Here is a 17,631-nt window from a genome sequence, read left to right as displayed (position 1 = left end):
AGCACTGAATACGAGGAAACCTCCAGGAAAACCGGACACCCCGGAATGCGCGGGACGGCCATCCGGGTTGCACTCCTTGCAGGGCGTCCTCCGCGCCCTCGCCGTCATGCCGTCCGGCATGCGGTCCGTCATGCCGTCCGAGCGTCGTGCGGGCGCCGTCCGAGCCGAGAGGACTGGTCCTTTGAGCCAGTACGTGTCCCGCCTCAGTGGCCGCCTCGCCGCCGCCCGTGCCACCCGCCACGAGCCGCCCCGCCTGCGCCTTCCGGCCGTCGGCCACCACCGCAAGCCGCGCCGCGTGGCCATGCTCAGCGTGCACACCTCACCGCTGCACCAGCCCGGCACCGGCGACGCCGGCGGCATGAACGTCTACATCGTCGAGCTGGCCAAGCGGCTCGCCGCGATCAACATCGAGGTCGAGATCTTCACCCGGGCCACCACCGGCGGGCTGCCGCCCGTGGTCGACCTGGCCCCCGGCGTCCTCGTACGGCACGTGGACGCGGGCCCCTACGAAGGCCTCGCCAAGGAGGAGCTCCCCGCCCAGCTGTGCGCCTTCACCCACGGCGTCATGCAGGCCTGGGCCGGGCACCGCCCCGGCTACTACGACCTCGTCCACTCCCACTACTGGCTTTCCGGCCACGTGGGCTGGCTCGCCGCCGAACGCTGGGGCGTCCCGCTCGTGCACGCCATGCACACCATGGCGAAGGTCAAGAACGCGGCGCTGGCCGAGGGGGACACGCCCGAGCCCGCCGCCCGCGTCATAGGCGAGACCCAGATCGTGGCCGCCGCCGACCGGCTCATCGCGAACACCGCCGAGGAGGCCGACGAGCTCGTCCGGCACTACGAGGCCGACCCGGCCAAGGTGGCCGTCGTCCACCCCGGAGTGAACCTCGACCGGTTCACCGTCGGGGACGGCCGGGCCGCGGCCCGCGCCCGGCTCGGCCTCCCGCGGGACGCCGTCATCCCCCTCTTCGCCGGGCGGATCCAGCCGCTGAAGGCCCCCGACATCCTGCTGCGCGCCGTCGCCGTCATGGTCGACCAGGACCCCTCGCTGCGCCGCCGCCTCTTCGTACCCGTCGTCGGCGGGCCCAGCGGCAGCGGCCTCGCCAAGCCGGAAGGCCTGCAGAAGCTCGCCGCGAAGCTGGGCATCGCCGACCTCGTGCACTTCCACCCGCCGGTCGCGCAGGACGGCCTGGCGGACTGGTTCCGGGCGGCGTCCGTGCTGGTCATGCCCTCCTACAGCGAGTCCTTCGGGCTCGTCGCGATAGAGGCGCAGGCCGCAGGCACGCCGGTGCTCGCCGCCGAGGTCGGCGGGCTGCCCGTCGCCGTCAACGACGGGGTCACGGGGATCCTCGTACCCGGGCACGACCCGGTGGACTACGCGCGGGAGCTGCGGCGGTTCGTGGACGAGCCGGCGCTCGCGGACCGGATGGGCGGCCAGGCGGCGCGGCACGCGCAGTTCTTCGGCTGGGACACCGCGGCGAGCGGCACGGCCGACGTCTACACCGCGGCCATGCATGATCATCGCCGTCGCGTACGCTCCCACCATGGCTGACACCGCCGAGATCATCGAGAGCGCGCTCACCGGCGCGGAACTGAGCTGGGAGAGCCCCGAGCCGGGGTCCTACGTCGTCCAGCTCCCCGGCACCCGCAAGCTGAGCACCACCTGCTCGCTCAAGGTCGGCCGGCACTCGCTGTCGGTCAACGCCTTCGTGATCCGCCACCCCGACGAGAACGAGGCGGGCGTCCACCGCTGGCTGCTGGAGCGCAACCTCAAGCTGTACGGCATGGCGTACGCGGTGGACCGCCTCGGCGACATCTACCTCACGGCCCGCCTCCCGCTGTCGGTCGTCGACCCGGAGGAGCTGGACCGGCTGCTCGGCACGGTCCTGGAGGCGGCGGACGGTTCCTTCAACACGCTGCTGGAGCTGGGTTTCGCGAGCGCGATCCGGCGCGAGTACGAGTGGCGGGTCTCGCGCGGCGAGCCGACCTTCAACCTCGACGCGTTCAAGCACCTGACGCAGCCGTCGTAAGGGGGCGCCGCCCCGGACCCGCGGGGTCCGGGGCGGAGCTCCGGCAGCGGCGCAGGCCGCGTTACACCTCGGCGTCGGCCGGGACCGGCTTCGGCATGGACGCGCCGGCACCACCGGCCACGGCCGTACCGCCCGTACCCGCGTCGCCCTCGGAGAGACCCCGCATCAGCAGCCAGTAGCCGGCCGCCGCCACCGTGCCGAGCACGCCCGTGGCCGCCCACAGCCAGTCGGCCCCGTACCGGTCGATCATCAGGCCCGCCATCAGCGGCGCCACCAGCGAGGCCACCGCCCAGGACAGGTTGTAGACCCCCTGGTAGCGGCCGCGCCCGTGCACCGGCGACAGCCGTACGACCAGGCTCATCTGGGTCGGCGAGTTCACGATCTCCGCCAGAGTCCACACGCACACCGTCAACGCGTACGCCCACACCGGTCCGGCGAAGGCCGTCAGCGCGAACCCGTACCCGGCCAGCAGCGCCGAGATCACCAGCAGCTTCTGCGGGTCGCGCCGCTCGATGAACGCCGTGACCGGGATCTGCAGCAGCACGATCAGCACCCCGTTCACGGCGACGACCAGCCCGTAGTCCCCGGGGGAGAACCCGGCGGCGCCCATCGCGACCGGCAGGCCCACCGAGCCCTGCGTGAAGATCAGCGAGATCAGGAACGACAGCCCGACCACGCCCATGAACCGGCCGTCCCGCAGCACCGTGCCGAGCCCGATCGCGGGCTCCTCGCCGGCGGCGGCCGACGCGCCCCCGGGCCGTTCCGGCCGGGACTCGGGCAGCTTGGCGAAGACCAGCACCGCGCAGACCAGCGTCAGGGCGGCCTCGCCCAGGAAGCCGGCCAGGTAGCTGTACTCCGCGATCACGCCCGCCGCCGTCGCGCTGACGGCGAAGCCGAGGTTGATGGCCCAGTAGTTGAGCGCGAAGGCCCGTACGCGGTCCTCGGGGCGGACGATGTCCGCCATCATCGCCGCGACCGCCGGCCGGGAGGCGTTCGAGGTCACGCCGACCAGCAGGGCCACGGCCGCGATCGCCGCCGGGTGCTCCATGAAGCCGAGCAGCGCCACCGAGAACGCGGTCGAGGTCTGGGCCGCCAGCAGGGTCGGGCGCCGGCCGAGCCGGTCGGTCATCACCCCCGCGACGAGCGAGGAGACGACACCGCCGAGCCCGTGGAGGGCGACGACGAGCCCGGCGAAGGAGGCCGAGTACCCCCGGTCCAGGGTCAGGTAGAGGGTCATGAAGGTGGCGACGAAGGCGCCGAGGCGGTTCACCAGGGTGCTCGTCCAGAGCCACCAGAAGGCCCGGGGCAGCCCGGAGACGCTCTCCCGGGCGGCCTGTCCGAAACGGGCAGCGGACATAACGGATCCCCCCGGCGGTGTAAGTATCACTCGTACGGCGTGCACATTACGAGCGGGGGGCCTCCGGGCGCCACCCGATTGACGCGCACCGTCAATCCGGCGGGACCCCGCACCGCGCGCGAGCGCGCCCGGGCGTCCACTAGGCTCGTACGCATGGCCGACGCACCGTACAAGCTGATCCTCCTCCGCCACGGCGAGAGCGACTGGAACGCGAAGAACCTGTTCACCGGCTGGGTGGACGTCAACCTCACCGAGAAGGGCGAGAAGGAGGCGGTCCGGGGCGGTGAGCTGCTCAAGGACGCCGGCCTGCTGCCCGACGTGCTGCACACGTCCCTCCAGAAGCGCGCCATCCGCACGGCGCAGCTCGCGCTGGAGGCCGCGGACCGCCACTGGATCCCGGTGCACCGCTCCTGGCGCCTGAACGAGCGCCACTACGGTGCGCTCCAGGGCAAGGACAAGGCGCAGACCCTCGCGGAGTTCGGCGAGGAGCAGTTCATGCTGTGGCGCCGCTCGTACGACACCCCGCCGCCGGTCCTGGAAGACGGTACGGAGTTCTCGCAGTCCGCGGACCCGCGCTACGCGTCGATCCCGAACGAGCTGCGTCCGCGCACGGAGTGCCTCAAGGACGTCGTCGAGCGCATGCTGCCGTACTGGTACGACGGCATCGTCCCGGACCTGCTGGCCGGCCGCACGGTCCTGGTCGCCGCGCACGGCAACTCGCTGCGCGGTCTGGTCAAGCACCTGGACGGCATCTCCGACGCCGACATCACGGGCCTGAACATCCCCACCGGCATCCCGCTCGTCTACGAACTGGACGCCGACTTCAAGCCCCTGAACCCGGGCGGCACCTACCTCGACCCGGACGCGGCAGCGGCCGCCATCGAGGCCGTCAAGAACCAGGGCAAGAAGAAGTAACCTTCGTGATCATGCCTCCCGCCTGCGCGTACGGCGCGGGCGGGAGGCATTTTTCATGCTCCGCGCAGTGAACACGCCTCAGGGGGCGGTGGGGGTGTTCTCCTGCCATTCGCGGCCGATCGAGCGCAGCAGGGCCGGGTAGACCCCGAGGTAGCGGAAGGGCTTGATGCCCAGCATGTAGAGGGCGCCGAGGCGGCCGTTCGGCTTCACCAGGACGGTCATCTGGCCGCGGTAGCCGCCCGCGCCGTCCGGGACCCAGCCGATGTGCAGCAGCCCGTGCATGGTCCGGTTGGCGCTCTCCGCCACCCACTCGTCGTGGGTCTGGAAGACCGAGGTGAACGGGACCGACCGGGGGTCGGGGCCCCGTTCGCCCTCGCGGAGGTCGGCCGGCAGGCGGTCGCGCAGGGTCGGGACCCGCGTGCCGATGCCGCCGTCGGGCTTGTCCCAGCCGAACAGCTCGCCGAGCTTCCAGCGGGCCGCGAAGAGTGCGCGTGCCACGGGGGAGGGGACGGGATCCCCCGTGCCGCTCGCGAACTGGCGCACCAGGCGCGCGAGGTCGTCGGGGCCGCCCGGGGTCGGCAGTGCCCATACGTCCTCGACCCGGAAGTCGCCGGCGATCTCGTGGACCCGCCAGGGGCGGGAGGTGTGCGCGGTCCTGGAGAGTCTCATCGGTCGGCCCCTTATCTATACGATGCCGTATAGATCGAGGCTAGCACTCGTCTATACGGCACCGTATAGACGGGTGCCGTGTGAGGAGGAGCACAGCATGGGCGCGACCCGCACACCGCGCGGAAAGTGGATCGAGGAAGGACTGCGGGCGCTCGCCGCCGGCGGCCCCGAGGCCGTCCGCGTCGAGGCGCTGGCGCAGGCGCTCGGTGTCAGCAAGGGCGGCTTCTACGGGTACTTCGGCAGCCGGGGCGCGCTGCTCACCGAGATGCTCGACACCTGGGAGCACGAGGTGGCCGAGGCCGTGATCGAGCAGGTCGAGAGCGGCGGCGGAGACGCCCGGGCGAGGCTGGAGCGGCTGTTCGCGATCGCCTCGTCGGCCGACGGGCCGGTCAGGGGCACCACGGCCGACCTCGCGATCCGCGACTGGGCCCGGCGAGACGAGGACGTCGCGCGGCGGCTGCGGCGTACCGACAACCGGCGCATGGAGTACCTGCGTTCGCTGTTCCGCGACATCTGCACCGACGAGGACGACGTCGAGGTCCGCTGCCTGCTGGCCTACTCGCTGCGGATCGGCGAGCACTTCATCCACGTCGACCACGGTGCCCGCACGCACGCGGAGGTCATGGAGCTGACCCGGGACTGGCTCCTGAGGTAGGCGCCGCACACGGGGAGCTGTGGCCCGCGTCCCGCCCGCGCGCACGCATGCGAAAGGCCCCGGCCGAGGGAACTCGGACGGGGCCCGTCGTGCGCGCGCAGCCGGCGGGAGGCGGTCAGCCGCCGCACTGGCAGGGGGCACCGGACTGGCAGCCGCAGCCGCAGCCGGAGCCGCATCCGCAGGCCGCGAGCAGCGGTAGCCGCAGCGGCTCCGGCCTCGGCGGCTGCTCCTGCTCCGGGGTGATGGGGACGGGGGAATCGGGCATGGTTCCTCCTCGCAGGGGCGGTGCCCCGCGGCATACGGGACTTCGTACGACGACCGCCCTCGCCCTCATTCATGCCCAGCGGTACCGGCGCGTCAACGGCGCATTGGGGCTCGTCGTGACCCGCGGTCCGGATGCCCTTCTTCCGGATCCCCCGCTTCCGAGGCCGCTTTCCCAGGCCGGTGTCAGACGCCCTCGACCTGGGTCGGCTGCTGGAGGTCGTCCGCGTGCTCACCCGTGACCAGGTAGACCACGCGCTTGGCCACCGACACCGCGTGGTCCGCGAAGCGCTCGTAGTAGCGGCCCAGCAGGGTCACGTCCACGGCCGTCTCGATGCCGTGCTTCCAGCGGTCGTCCATCAGGTGCTGGAACAGCGTGCGGTGCAGCTGGTCCATCTCGTCGTCGTCCTGCTCCAGCTGGAGGGCGAGGTCGACGTCCTTCGTGATGATCACCTCGGCGGCCTTCGCCATCAGGCGCTGCGCCAGCTGCCCCATCTCCAGGATGGTGGCGTGCAGGTCCCGCGGCACGGCACGGTCCGGGAAGCGCAGCCGGGCGAGCTTGGCCACGTGCTGGGCGAGGTCACCGCTGCGCTCCAGGTCGGCGCTCATCCGCAGGGAGGTCACGACGATGCGCAGGTCGGTGGCGACCGGCTGCTGGCGGGCCAGCAGGGCGATGGCGCGGGCCTCCAGGTCGTGCTGGAGGTCGTCGACCTTCTGGTCGGCGGCGATGACGCTCTCGGCGAGCTTCAGGTCGGCGTCGAGCATGGACGTCGTGGCCCGCCCGATCGCGGAGCCGACGAGCCGGGCCATCTCGACCAGGCCTTCTCCGATCGAGTCCAGTTCCTCGTGGTACGCGTCGCGCATGTCTCGTGTCCCTCTCTCGACCTACTACTGCGGTACTGCCCGTGGGCGGGCCGGGGCGGCCAGCGGCCCCACGTTGACACGGTGAGCCGCAAACGCGTCCGACTCCGGCACCACAAGTGAATCAACCCCGTCGCCAGGGTGAACTCTGGGCGACGACTGTTCGAGGTGCCACCCGAACGGCTGTGGAAGTGTCGTCGTGCCTGCTTAACCTGGATCCATGGACGTGAACGCGGCGGTCGCCGCAGCTGCAGCGATCGCCGGTCTTTGCACCGGTGTGATCGCGATGCTGGCGTTCCGCTGGAGCGAGCGCGACCAGGCCCGCCCCACCCGGAGCTCCATGCGCCCCGACCTCAACGCGGTGCTGCCGCCCGGCGTGGACACCGTCCTCTCCGTGCTGCGCTCCTCGGCGGTCGTGCTGGACGAGGGCGACGCGGTGGTCAAGGCCAGCTCGGCGGCCTACGCGCTCGGCCTGGTCCGCGGCGGCAAGCTCGCTGTGGAGCCGATGCTCCACATGGCCCGCGACACCCGCCGCGACGGGGAGATACGCCAGGTCGAGCTCGACCTGCCCCGGCGCGGTACCGGCCGGGGAGAGGCCCTCGCGGTCTCGGCGCGCGTCGCCCCGCTCGGCTCCCGGCTGGTGCTCCTCCTGGTCGAGGACCTCACCGAGGCCCGCCGCATCGAGGCCGTACGCCGCGACTTCGTGGCCAACGTGTCCCACGAGCTGAAGACCCCGGTCGGAGCGATCTCCCTGCTGTCCGAGGCCGTCATGGACGCCGCGGACGACCCCGAGGCGGTCAGCCGCTTCGCGGGCCGCATGCAGATCGAGTCCACCCGGCTGATCAACCTCGTGCAGGAGCTCATCGACCTCTCCCGGGTGCAGAACGACGACCCGCTGGAGGACGCCGAGCCCGTACGCGTGGACACGCTGGTCGCCGAGGCCATCGACCGCTGCCGCCACACGGCGTCCTCGAAACAGATCACCATGGCCGCGGGCGGCACCGCCGACCTGCGCGTGTGGGGCAACCGCGGACAGCTCGCGGCCGCCCTCGGAAATCTGGTCGAGAACGCCGTCAACTACAGCCCCGCCCGCACCCGCGTCGGCATCGCCGGACGCAGGGTGACGGCTCCTGGGGGAGACTTGATCGAGATCGCCGTGACCGACCAGGGCATCGGCATCCCGGAAAAGGACCGCGAGCGCATCTTCGAGCGCTTCTACCGCGTGGACCCGGCCCGCTCCCGCGCCACGGGAGGAACCGGCCTGGGCCTTGCGATCGTGAAGCACGTGGCGGCCTCGCACGGCGGGGAGGTGTCGGTATGGAGCTCGGAGGGCCAGGGTTCCACGTTCACCCTGCGACTCCCTGAAGCGGCCGCCCCGGCCCCGGCGGCGGCCCACGCCACCCACCCGACCCCTGCCTGACCCAGAACCGCTCCAGCCATTCCTGCCCCGGAGGTCCTTCCGTGACCCGAGTGCTCGTCGTCGAGGATGAGGAATCCTTCAGCGACGCCCTGTCCTACATGCTCCGCAAGGAGGGCTTCGAGGTCGCCATCGCCGCGACCGGGCCCGACGGGCTGGACGAGTTCGAGCGCAACGGCGCCGACCTTGTCCTCCTCGACCTGATGCTTCCCGGCCTGCCCGGCACGGAGGTCTGCCGGCAGCTGCGCGGCCGCTCCAACGTCCCCGTGATCATGGTGACCGCCAAGGACAGCGAGATCGACAAGGTCGTCGGGCTGGAGATAGGAGCAGATGACTACGTCACCAAGCCCTTCTCCTCCCGCGAGCTGGTCGCCCGCATCCGCGCGGTCCTGCGCCGCCGCGGCGAACCGGAGGAGGTCACCCCTGCGGCCCTGGAGGCCGGCCCCGTACGGATGGACGTCGACCGCCACGTGGTCACCGTCTCCGGCGGCAAGGTGGACCTCCCGCTGAAGGAGTTCGACCTGCTGGAGATGCTGCTGCGCAACGCGGGCCGTGTGCTGACCCGTATGCAGCTCATCGACCGGGTCTGGGGCGCCGACTACGTCGGTGACACCAAGACGCTGGACGTCCACGTCAAGCGCCTGCGCGCGAAGATCGAGCCGGACCCGGGCGCGCCGCGCTACCTGGTCACGGTGCGCGGCCTCGGCTACAAGTTCGAGCCGTAAGCCGACGGCGTTCGCGCGGTCCGGCGCCGGCCGGAGGCCGGCACAGCGTCGCGAAGCCGGTGAGGCCCCCCGGGGCCTCGCCGTGCGAGGGGCGCACGCGGAATGGGGTTCGAGCCGGACCCGGGCGCGCCGCGCTACCTGGTCACGGTGCGCGGCCTCGGCTACAAGTTCGAGCCGTAAGCCGCCCCGGCTCTGAAGGCCTACGGGAAGGGCCCCCACCCGCTGATGCGGATGGGGGCCCTTCCCGTATGCGTACGCGGGGTCGGCGTCAGTGGCCGGCGCTGTGCGAGGGGGAACCCGACGGCGTACCGGCGGCGCTGCCCGAGGCGGACCCGGACGGAGTGGCGCCTGCGGCGGCGCCCGTGGCTCCGGCCGACGGGGAGCCCGACGGCGTGCCCGAGGGGGAGCCGGACGGGGTGGCGGGCGCGGCCGGGGCCGCGGTCGGGCCGAACGGCGCGTACGCACCGGTGGCCGGGACCACGAGGGCCTCCAGCTCGATGCCGCCCGTGCTGCTCAGCTGGAAGAGGACCTTCTGGACCTCGCCGTCCCGGACGGTCGCGGCGCCGTCCTCGATCACGGCGGAGGCGTTGCCCTTGCCGCCGATCACGACGTAGCCGAGGGCCGGAACGGTGACCTTGCCGGAGCCTTCGGCCGGCTTCAGCGCGACCTTGCCCTTGCCACCCGGGAGGGTGATGCCGTCAAGGGTCTCCGCCTTGGTGCCGTTGTTGAAGACCGTCGCGGAGACGACCGCGGGGCCCTTCTCGCCCTTCTGGCCCTGGGTGATCACCAGCGCGTTCTGGACCTCGATCTCGCCCTTGGCGGCGGCGGCGTTGTCCGGCTTGATCTGGAGGGTCTGCGCTTCCTGGCCCGCACCGCATGCGGCCAGCGAGGCGATCGAGAACACGACGGCAGTGGCGGCGAGGGCGCCGCGTCGAAGGCTGCGGCTCACGGCGGCGGCAACTCCTTGGACGAACGGAAGGGGCGGGTGGACGCTCGGAACGGCCGAGGTAAAGCCGCTCTAAGGGTGTGTCAGCGCGCTTAGGTTACCGAGCCGCCGCCCCGCCCCCGCACCCGACCCTCCGCAGCGCAGCCGCCGCCCTGGGGCCGTCCCGCGATCTTGCATTCCGCCGTGCCGTTCACCGTGCCGTTCACCGAGCCGTTCACCGGGCCGATCTTGTGGCGTTCGCATATCGTGCGCGCACCCCTGTTGATCAATTTCCGGATTCCCTCGAACGCACTTCGTGATCAATTCAGGATTGGGCCGGAACCCGCCCGGTGGGGACGGCCGCCAGTCGGACGGAGTAGTTCGGTTTCTCGACTCCGAACCCGGCAAAACGGGATGTACGTCACACTGATGGGGGTGCCGGGCAGGTGTAGCGTGGCCCTTTCGCCTGGTCCGCGCAGCGCCCCCGACCTGCGAATACCCCCTTCCGGAAGCTCTCCGCAGCACGTTCGTGTCGCTGTTGTCAAGCCCCGAGATGTGCCCTGACCTGCGAAAACGCCATTCATAACAGTCAGTTCTCGTGTTACCCTGGATAGCCACGGAAGGGGTACCTGTCACATGACGTTCAAGGTTGGCGACACCGTGGTCTATCCCCATCACGGGGCCGCGCTGATCGAGGCCATTGAGACTCGTCAGATCAAAGGCGTGGACAAGACCTACTTGGTGCTCAAGGTCGCCCAGGGCGACCTGACGGTTCGTGTGCCTGCGGACAATGCGGAGTTCGTCGGCGTTCGCGACGTAGTCGGCCAGGACGGGCTGGACCGGGTCTTCGAGGTGCTTCGTGCACCGTATGCAGAAGAGCCGACGAACTGGTCCCGGCGCTACAAGGCAAATCTGGAGAAGCTCGCTTCTGGCGATGTCATCAAGGTCGCCGAAGTGGTGCGTGACCTGTGGCGTCGTGAGCGTGAGCGCGGACTTTCCGCGGGTGAGAAGCGCATGCTCGCGAAGGCACGCCAGATCCTGGTGAGCGAGCTCGCGCTCGCTGAGAACACGAACGAGGACAAGGCCGAGGCCCTCCTCGACGAGGTGCTCGCGTCCTGACGCGAGTCCCCGTGCACCATCTGGTGCGCAGCTTGCCGCGGTGCCCGATGACAAGGTCTCTCCTCCACGAGAGGCCTGTTGCCGGGCGCTGCGGCATGTCTGTATCCGTACCTTTTGCCTTACTGCCTCACTGCCACCATCTCGATGGCGTGCCGGGCCCGGGCAGCCTGCTCGACCGGTCGTCACGGAAGGGGCGAGGGGCGTCGCACCCGGCACCCTTCAGGCCATACCCATGTCGGCCGAAGTCACAAACCTGGCTCGGAGCTACTGATGTCTGACGTAACGCGTCCCCACCGCACCGCCGCGGTGATCCCGGCCGCCGGCCGGGGGGTACGCCTCGGTCCCGGTGCCCCCAAGGCCCTGCGGGCCCTCGGCGGCACCCCGATGCTCATCCACGCCGTGCGCGCGATGGCCCGCTCCCGCGCGGTCTCCCTCGTGGTGGTCGTCGCCCCGCCCGCCGAGGCCGCCGAGGTGCGCCTGCTGCTGGGCGAGCACGCGCTGCCCGAGCGCACCGAGCTGCTGGTCGTCCCCGGCGGGGAGACCCGCCAGGAGTCCGTCCGCGCCGGCCTGGACGCGCTGCCGCCGGACATCACCTCCGTCCTCATCCACGACGCTGCCCGCCCGCTCGTCCCCGTGGACACCGTGGACTCGGTCGTCGAAGCCGTACGCGACGGGGCGCCCGCCGTGGTGCCCGCGCTGCCCCTGGCCGACACCGTCAAGGAGGTCGAGCCCGGCAGGCCCGGCGAGCCCGAGCCGGTCCTCGGCACGCCCGAGCGCGCCCGGCTGCGCGCCGTGCAGACCCCGCAGGGCTTCGACCTCGCCACCCTCCGGCGGGCGCACGCCGCGATCGCCGTCGACGGCGAGGGCGCCACCGATGACGCCGGCATGGTGGAACGCCTCGGTGTCACCGTCATGGTCATCCCGGGCCACGAAGAGGCCTTCAAGGTCACCCGCCCGCTCGACCTGGTCCTCGCCGAGGCCGTACTCGCCCGCAGGAGGGCCACCGATGGCTACTGAGCCGACCCCGCACACCGTCCCGCAGATCCCGCTCGTCGGCATCGGCACCGACGTGCACGCCTTCGAGACCGGCCGCGAGCTGTGGTGCGCCGGCCTGCTCTGGGAGGGCGAGGACGGCCTCGCCGGGCACTCCGACGGCGACGTCGCCGCCCACGCCGCCTGCGACGCGCTCTTCTCCGCCGCCGGTGTCGGTGACCTCGGCGCGCACTTCGGCACCTCCCGCCCCGAGTGGTCCGGCGCCGCCGGTGTCACCCTTCTGGCGGAGGCGGCCCGTATCGTCCGCGCCGAGGGCTTCGAGATCGGCAACATCGCCATCCAGGTGATCGGCGTACGCCCGAAGATCGGCAAGCGGCGCGAAGAAGCGCAGAAGGCGCTCGCGGCCGCCGCCGGCGCCCCCGTCTCCGTGTCCGGCACCACCACCGACGGGCTGGGGCTCACGGGCCGCGCCGAGGGTCTCGCCGCCATCGCCACGGCCCTCGTGTACCGGACGAACCGGGCCTGATCCCTCGTAGCGGCCGTACATCTTCGGCAACAAAGGTGCCCCGGGTCCCGAAAGGGTCGCGGGGCACTGCTACAGGGCCACTACCCTGGTTGCCGTGACTATTCGCCTGTACGACACCAGCGCCCGGCAGATCCGCGACTTCACCCCGCTCACCGCGGGCTGTGTCTCGATCTACCTGTGTGGTGCCACGGTGCAGGCCGCCCCGCACATCGGGCACGTCCGCTCGTACCTGAACTTCGACGTCATGCGCCGCTGGTTCGCCTACCGCGGCTACGACGTGACCTTCATCCGCAACGTCACCGACATCGACGACAAGATCATCGCCAAGGCGGCCGAACAGGGCCGCCCCTGGTGGTCCATCGGCTACGAGAACGAACTGGCCTTCAACTCCGGCTACGACGCGCTCGGCTGCCTGCGGCCGACCTACGAGCCGCGCGCCACCGGGCACGTCCCGGAGATGATCGAGATGATGCGCGGGCTCATCGAGCGCGGCCACGCGTACGAGTCCGAGGGCAACGTCTACTTCGACGTGAAGTCCTTCCCCGGCTACCTCTCGCTCTCCCGCCAGGAGCTCGACAACATCCGTCAGCCGGAGGGCACCGGCGAGACCGGCAAGCGCGACCCGCGCGACTTCGCCATGTGGAAGTCCGCCAAGCCCGGCGAACCCTCCTGGGAGACCCCGTGGGGCCGCGGCCGTCCCGGCTGGCACCTCGAATGCTCCGCCATGGCGCACAAGTACCTCGGCCAGGCCTTCGACATCCACGGCGGCGGGCTCGACCTGATCTTCCCGCACCACGAGAACGAGATCGCCCAGGCCCAGGCCTTCGGCGACGAGTTCGCGAAGTACTGGGTCCACAACGCCTGGGTCACCATGTCCGGCGAGAAGATGTCCAAGTCGCTGGGCAACTCCGTCCTCGTCTCCGAGATGGTCAAGCAGTGGCGCCCGATCGTCCTGCGCTACTACCTCGGCACCCCGCACTACCGGTCGATGATCGAGTACAGCGAGGAGGCCCTGCGCGAGGCCGAGTCGGCCTTCGCCCGGATCGAGGGCTTCTACCAGCGCGTCATCGAGAAGGCCGGCGGCCCCGTCGAGCCGGCGGGAGAGGTCCCGCCCGCCTTCGCCGAGGCCATGGACGACGACCTGGGCGTCCCGCAGGCGCTCGCGATCGTCCACACCACCGTCCGCCAGGGCAACAGTGCGCTCGCCGCCGACGACAAGGACGCGGCCATCGCGCGCCTGTCCGAGGTGCGGGCCATGCTGGGCGTCCTCGGCCTGGACCCGCTCGACCCCCACTGGGACGGCGGGAACGGCTCCGACCGCGGCGAGGAGCTCCACGGCGCCGTGGACACCCTCGTGCGACTCGTCCTGGAGCAGCGCGAATCCGCCCGGGGCCGTAAGGACTGGGCGACCGCCGACGCGATCCGCGACCAGCTCCAGCAGTCCGGGCTGGTCATCGAGGACAGCCCCACGGGTCCGCGCTGGACGCTCGGCCCCCGCTGAGCCCAGGCAGCTGAGCTTGGTGTGCCGCCAGGAGCTCCGGGCGGCACACTCTTCATACGTACATACCGCAGCACCAACGAAAACAGGTAGAAGTCATGGCCGGGAACAGCCAGCGCAGGAACCGCCGCACGTCCAACAAGAAGGGCGCGACGGTCGGCAGCGGTGGCCAGCGGCGCAAGGGTCTGGAAGGCAAGGGCCCCACGCCCAAGGCCGAGGACCGCAAGAAGCACAAGGCGAACCGCATCGCCAACGCCATGGCCCGCCAGGCCGCCAAGCGCCGCCCCGCCCCGCGCCGCGGCGGCCCCAAGGGCACCAGCGAGATGGTCGTCGGCCGCAACCCGGTCTTCGAGGCGCTGCGCGACGGGGTCCCGGCCACGACCCTCTACGTCCAGCAGTTCATCGACAACGACGAGCGCGTCCGCGAGGCCCTCCAGCTCGCCGCCGAGCGCGGCAACATCAACCTGATGGAAGCCCCGCGCCCCGAGCTCGACCGCATGACCAACGGGCTCAACCACCAGGGCCTGGTCCTCCAGGTCCCGCCGTACGAGTACGCGCACCCGGAGGACCTCACCGCCGCCGCGTACGACAACGGCGAGGACCCGCTGATCGTCGCCCTCGACGGCGTCACCGACCCGCGCAACCTCGGCGCGATCGTCCGTTCCGTCTCCGCCTTCGGCGGCCACGGCGTGGTCATCCCCGAGCGCCGCGCCGCCGGCATGACCGCCGGCGCCTGGAAGACCTCGGCCGGCACCGCCGCCCGCACCCCGGTCTCGCGCGTCACCAACCTGACCCGCGCCCTCCAGGACTACAAGAAGGCCGGCATCACCATCGTCGGCCTCGCGGCCGAGGGCACGAAGACGGTCAACGACCTGGCCGAGCTGGCGGGCCCGGTCGTCATCGTCGTCGGCTCCGAGGGCAAGGGCCTCGGCCGTCTCGTCGGCGAGAACTGCGACTACCTCGTCCGCATCCCGATGCCGGGTGGCGCCGAGTCCCTCAACGCCGGTGTCGCCGCCGGTGTGGTCCTCTACGAGGCGGCCCGCCGCCGCGCCGACCGCGGCCGCATCTGATCCCCGTACGAGGGATCCCCGCGCGGCGGATCCCTCGCGCGACTGATCCACTTGGCTCACGGAATATGACCCGTGAGCGTGTCACCCCGTCCGATTCGGGCGGGGTGGCTTGATCTTGACGGGTCTCGGACACATCCCTGTCGTCAAGGCAGTGTCCTAAACACTGATCACTCGGTTAGATGAGTGTGGACACCAGAACGTCAGGGTTCGACGACCAGCCCGCGCTGAGCATGGTCAAGGTGCCGTGCGACCCCGCACAGGTCATCGTCAACCACGCCAGCTTCCGCGTGCGGCTCGCACCGAGCCCGAGCGCGCGTTCCAAGCCCGCGAAGGCCCCCGGCCGCGCACCCGTCCTGGGTGGCGCCGTGGTGGCGGCCGCCGGGGCCACCCGCCGCCGGGCCCCCGTGGTCTGGAGCGGCAAGTCCGACGCCGGCGACGCCGCCGCCATGGGCGGACTGCTCCAGGCCGTCCGTGAGGCCGGCCGCGGACACGACGAGTACGACGGCGGCGCCACCCAGGTCATCCCCCGCGTCGACCTGGCCCACGACCTCGCCGGGGACACCGTCGCCACGCCGACCGTCATCGGCCAGCGCAGATACGGGGACCCCGCCGAGACCCGCCCGCTGGCCGCCGTACGCGACCTGCCCTACCAGCCGGAGCCGCCCGGCTCCGGCCCCGGGGCCGACTCCCGCCGGGCCAGCCCCGACACCCGCGGCCAGGCCTCCTACTACCCCGGCCGCCGGATGAACCTGGGCGTCGTGCTGCTCCCGCTGCGCGTCTTCCTCGGCTTCATCTCCATCTACGCAGGCATGGGCAAGCTGTGCGACCCCGTCTACTTCGACGGCGGCGAACGCGGCTCCATGGTCACCTGGCTGCACACGCTGAACCCCTGGGCGCTCGCCGAGCCGCTGCGCGACTTCGCCCTCGCCCACCCGGTCGGCGCGGGCCTGAGCGTGGCCTTCCTCCAGGTCATCGTCGGCGTGCTCACGGTCTTCGGCCTGTGGCAGCGGTTCGCCGCCTGCTTCGGGGCGCTGCTGTCCGCCGCCCTGCTGATGACGGTGAGCTGGAAGACCGTCCCGGCCTACGACGCGCCCGACATCATCTACCTCGCCGCCTGGAGCCCGCTGATCATCGCCGGCGCCCCGGTCTACTCCCTCGACGGACGCCTCGCCGGCGAGGCCTGGCGCACCCTCGGCCCGCGCTCCGAGATCTGGCGGCTGCGGCGGCGCGTACTGCGCCGCGGGGCCGTCATGGCCACCGTCGTGTGCGGGCTCACCCTGATCGTCGGCTCGCTCCTCGGCGGCGCCGTCCGCTCCTCCACCGTCGTCACCGTTCCCGGGCCGGGCGAGGCACCCAGCAACTACCTGCCCGGCCGTCCGCTGCCGCAGCAGGCACCGGCCGGTCCGCAGCCCGGACAGCAGCAGCCCACGAAGCCGCCGACCAAGGCCGCTTCGCCCTCGGCCAGTGCGACCGAGCCCGCCGCCAAGTCCGGGAAGACCGCGTCCGGCACCCCCTCCAAGGGGACTTCGGGGACGCGCTCCGAGTCGCCCGCCGCGACGCGCGGTACCACCGGCAAGCAGCAGCAGACCCCGCGCAGCACCCCCCGGCAGTCCTCCTCACCGAAGCAGCCGTCCTCCTCCGCGGGGAGCAGCACGGGCGGCGGGGCTCCGGCCGCCAAGCAGCCGGGCCTGATCGGCGGGCTCATCGGCTGACACCAGCACAGAGAATCGGGGCCCGGCACGCGCGCGCGTGCCGGGCCCCCGTGCGTGTGCCGGGCGCCCGGAGCCGCGTACGTACGGCACCGGCCGGCCCGTGCGGGGCCTCAGGTGCCCTTCTGCGCCGCCAACTCCCGTGCGGCCTCGGTGAGGTCCTTCGCCGTGTCGATCGCCCGCCAGTAGGCCCCCTGCGGCAGCGGGAAGCCCGCGAGGCGCCGCTCACGGGCCAGGCGCGGGAACGTCGTGCGCTCGTGGTCCCCCAAGTCGGGGAGCAGGGCGGCGAATTCGGGGCTGAAGACGTACACGCCGGCGTTGACCGGATAGGGCGAGGGCGGGGCCTCGATGAAGTCCAGCACCTGCCCGAACTCGTTGGTCTCCACGACCCCCCACGGGATCCGCGGCCGCGCCAGCGCGAGTGTGGCCACCGCGTCGCGCTCCGCGTGGAAGGCGGCCATCTCGCGGAGCGAGAACCGGGTCCAGATGTCCCCGTTGGTCGCGTACCAGGCTCCGCCGGGATGCGGGAGGTGCCGGGCGGCGTACTTGAGACCGCCGCCGCGGCCCAGCGGCTGCTCCTCGACCACCGTGGTCACGCGCAGCGGCAACCGGGCCCCGCGAAGCCACTCCTGGAGCACCTCGGCCAGGTGCCCGCAGGAGACCACGGCGTCCGTGACCCCCTCGGAGGCCAGCCAGGCCAGCTGGTGCCCGATGATCGGCACCCCCGTCCCCGGGATCTCGACCATCGGCTTCGGACGGTCGTCCGTGTACGGGCGCAGCCGCGAACCCTGGCCGCCCGCCAGGACGACGGCCTGGGTGGGGGCGGCGGGGAACGCGGCTGCGGAGGGAGCGGGCGGAGCGGATGGAGCGGATCGGTGGTCGTCGGTCATGACCGCCAGCG

General features: G+C 71.9%; 17 protein-coding genes and 1 pseudogene. 12 read left to right on the top strand and 6 right to left on the bottom strand.

Going from position 1 to position 17,631, the window contains the following annotated elements; genetic code table 11:
• Positions 1-181: 181 nt before the first annotated feature.
• Both mshA and ACZ573_RS26455 read left to right on the top strand, forming a co-directional pair.
• Entirely contained in the window at positions 182-1,552 is a 1,371-nt protein-coding gene (gene mshA, locus ACZ573_RS26460) for a D-inositol-3-phosphate glycosyltransferase (RefSeq protein WP_471308309.1), read from the top strand.
• Positions 1,545-2,030, top strand: coding sequence for a type III secretion system chaperone family protein (locus ACZ573_RS26455; RefSeq protein WP_030012782.1), 486 nt, complete (start codon positions 1,545-1,547; stop codon positions 2,028-2,030). The genes mshA and ACZ573_RS26455 overlap by 8 nt, the downstream gene beginning before the upstream one ends.
• Positions 2,031-2,091: 61 nt before the next feature.
• On the opposite strand, the gene ACZ573_RS26450 is transcribed toward ACZ573_RS26455, so the two are convergent.
• Positions 2,092-3,387, bottom strand: a complete 1,296-nt coding sequence (locus ACZ573_RS26450; RefSeq protein ID WP_471308301.1) for an MDR family MFS transporter — start codon at positions 3,385-3,387, stop codon at positions 2,092-2,094.
• Between the two features lie 153 nt (positions 3,388-3,540).
• Between ACZ573_RS26450 and ACZ573_RS26445 the strand changes: the two genes are divergently transcribed.
• Positions 3,541-4,302: a phosphoglyceromutase gene (locus ACZ573_RS26445; protein WP_030728436.1), complete on the top strand. Its 762-nt coding sequence runs from the start codon at positions 3,541-3,543 to the stop codon at positions 4,300-4,302.
• Between the two features lie 78 nt (positions 4,303-4,380).
• On the opposite strand, the gene ACZ573_RS26440 is transcribed toward ACZ573_RS26445, so the two are convergent.
• Positions 4,381-4,971, bottom strand: a complete 591-nt coding sequence (locus ACZ573_RS26440) for a DUF2867 domain-containing protein (RefSeq protein ID WP_471308298.1) — start codon at positions 4,969-4,971, stop codon at positions 4,381-4,383.
• 97 nt (positions 4,972-5,068) lie between these two features.
• On the opposite strand from ACZ573_RS26440, the gene ACZ573_RS26435 reads away from it, so the two are divergent.
• Positions 5,069-5,626 (top strand): TetR family transcriptional regulator, encoded by a 558-nt coding sequence (locus tag ACZ573_RS26435; protein ID WP_471308293.1) that lies wholly within the window; start codon positions 5,069-5,071, stop codon positions 5,624-5,626.
• Positions 5,627-5,741: 115 nt separating this feature from the next.
• On the opposite strand, the gene ACZ573_RS26430 is transcribed toward ACZ573_RS26435, so the two are convergent.
• Positions 5,742-5,891, bottom strand: coding sequence for a hypothetical protein (locus ACZ573_RS26430; protein ID WP_167344738.1), 150 nt, complete (start codon positions 5,889-5,891; stop codon positions 5,742-5,744).
• A 182-nt stretch (positions 5,892-6,073) separates the two neighbouring features.
• Positions 6,074-6,751, bottom strand: a complete 678-nt coding sequence (phoU, locus tag ACZ573_RS26425; RefSeq protein ID WP_030009600.1) for a phosphate signaling complex protein PhoU — start codon at positions 6,749-6,751, stop codon at positions 6,074-6,076.
• 217 nt (positions 6,752-6,968) lie between these two features.
• Between phoU and phoR the strand changes: the two are divergent.
• A pseudogene (gene phoR / locus ACZ573_RS26420) lies at positions 6,969-8,126 on the top strand (two-component system sensor histidine kinase PhoR); the annotation flags it as partial.
• Positions 8,127-8,218: 92 nt separating this feature from the next.
• Positions 8,219-8,890 (top strand): two-component system response regulator PhoP, encoded by a 672-nt coding sequence (phoP, locus tag ACZ573_RS26415; protein WP_465270536.1) that lies wholly within the window; start codon positions 8,219-8,221, stop codon positions 8,888-8,890.
• Positions 8,891-9,158: 268 nt separating this feature from the next.
• On the opposite strand, the gene ACZ573_RS26410 is transcribed toward phoP, so the two are convergent.
• Entirely contained in the window at positions 9,159-9,839 is a 681-nt protein-coding gene (locus ACZ573_RS26410; RefSeq protein WP_471308288.1) for a DUF461 domain-containing protein, read from the bottom strand.
• A 612-nt stretch (positions 9,840-10,451) separates the two neighbouring features.
• On the opposite strand from ACZ573_RS26410, the gene ACZ573_RS26405 reads away from it, so the two are divergent.
• The 6 genes from ACZ573_RS26405 (at position 10,452) to ACZ573_RS26380 (ending at position 16,733) form a co-directional block, all read left to right on the top strand.
• Positions 10,452-10,934 (top strand): CarD family transcriptional regulator, encoded by a 483-nt coding sequence (locus ACZ573_RS26405; protein ID WP_003953493.1) that lies wholly within the window; start codon positions 10,452-10,454, stop codon positions 10,932-10,934.
• Between the two features lie 270 nt (positions 10,935-11,204).
• Positions 11,205-11,951, top strand: a complete 747-nt coding sequence (gene ispD, locus ACZ573_RS26400) for a 2-C-methyl-D-erythritol 4-phosphate cytidylyltransferase (protein ID WP_471308285.1) — start codon at positions 11,205-11,207, stop codon at positions 11,949-11,951.
• Complete coding sequence (gene ispF / locus ACZ573_RS26395) at positions 11,941-12,453, top strand: 2-C-methyl-D-erythritol 2,4-cyclodiphosphate synthase (protein WP_471308282.1); 513 nt, start codon at positions 11,941-11,943, stop codon at positions 12,451-12,453. The genes ispD and ispF overlap by 11 nt, the downstream gene beginning before the upstream one ends.
• A gap of 94 nt (positions 12,454-12,547) precedes the next feature.
• A complete protein-coding gene (gene cysS, locus ACZ573_RS26390) occupies positions 12,548-13,954 on the top strand; it encodes a cysteine--tRNA ligase (protein WP_471308280.1) in 1,407 nt (468 codons plus the stop codon).
• Between the two features lie 95 nt (positions 13,955-14,049).
• Entirely contained in the window at positions 14,050-15,021 is a 972-nt protein-coding gene (gene rlmB / locus ACZ573_RS26385) for a 23S rRNA (guanosine(2251)-2'-O)-methyltransferase RlmB (protein WP_471308277.1), read from the top strand.
• A gap of 179 nt (positions 15,022-15,200) precedes the next feature.
• The gene (locus ACZ573_RS26380; protein ID WP_471308271.1) at positions 15,201-16,733 is read left to right on the top strand and encodes a DoxX family protein; all 1,533 of its coding nucleotides are present in this window, start codon (positions 15,201-15,203) and stop codon (positions 16,731-16,733) included.
• Between the two features lie 110 nt (positions 16,734-16,843).
• Here ACZ573_RS26380 and ACZ573_RS26375 read toward each other — a convergent pair whose 3' ends face one another.
• Positions 16,844-17,620: a nucleotidyltransferase family protein gene (locus ACZ573_RS26375; RefSeq protein ID WP_471308267.1), complete on the bottom strand. Its 777-nt coding sequence runs from the start codon at positions 17,618-17,620 to the stop codon at positions 16,844-16,846.
• Between the last annotated feature and the right edge of the window lie 11 nt (positions 17,621-17,631).

It is taken from the genome of Streptomyces sp. NPDC040545 (assembly GCF_055595065.1).
Note: the sequence above shows the minus strand (reverse complement) of the source record. Positions and strands in the feature narration are given on the sequence as shown.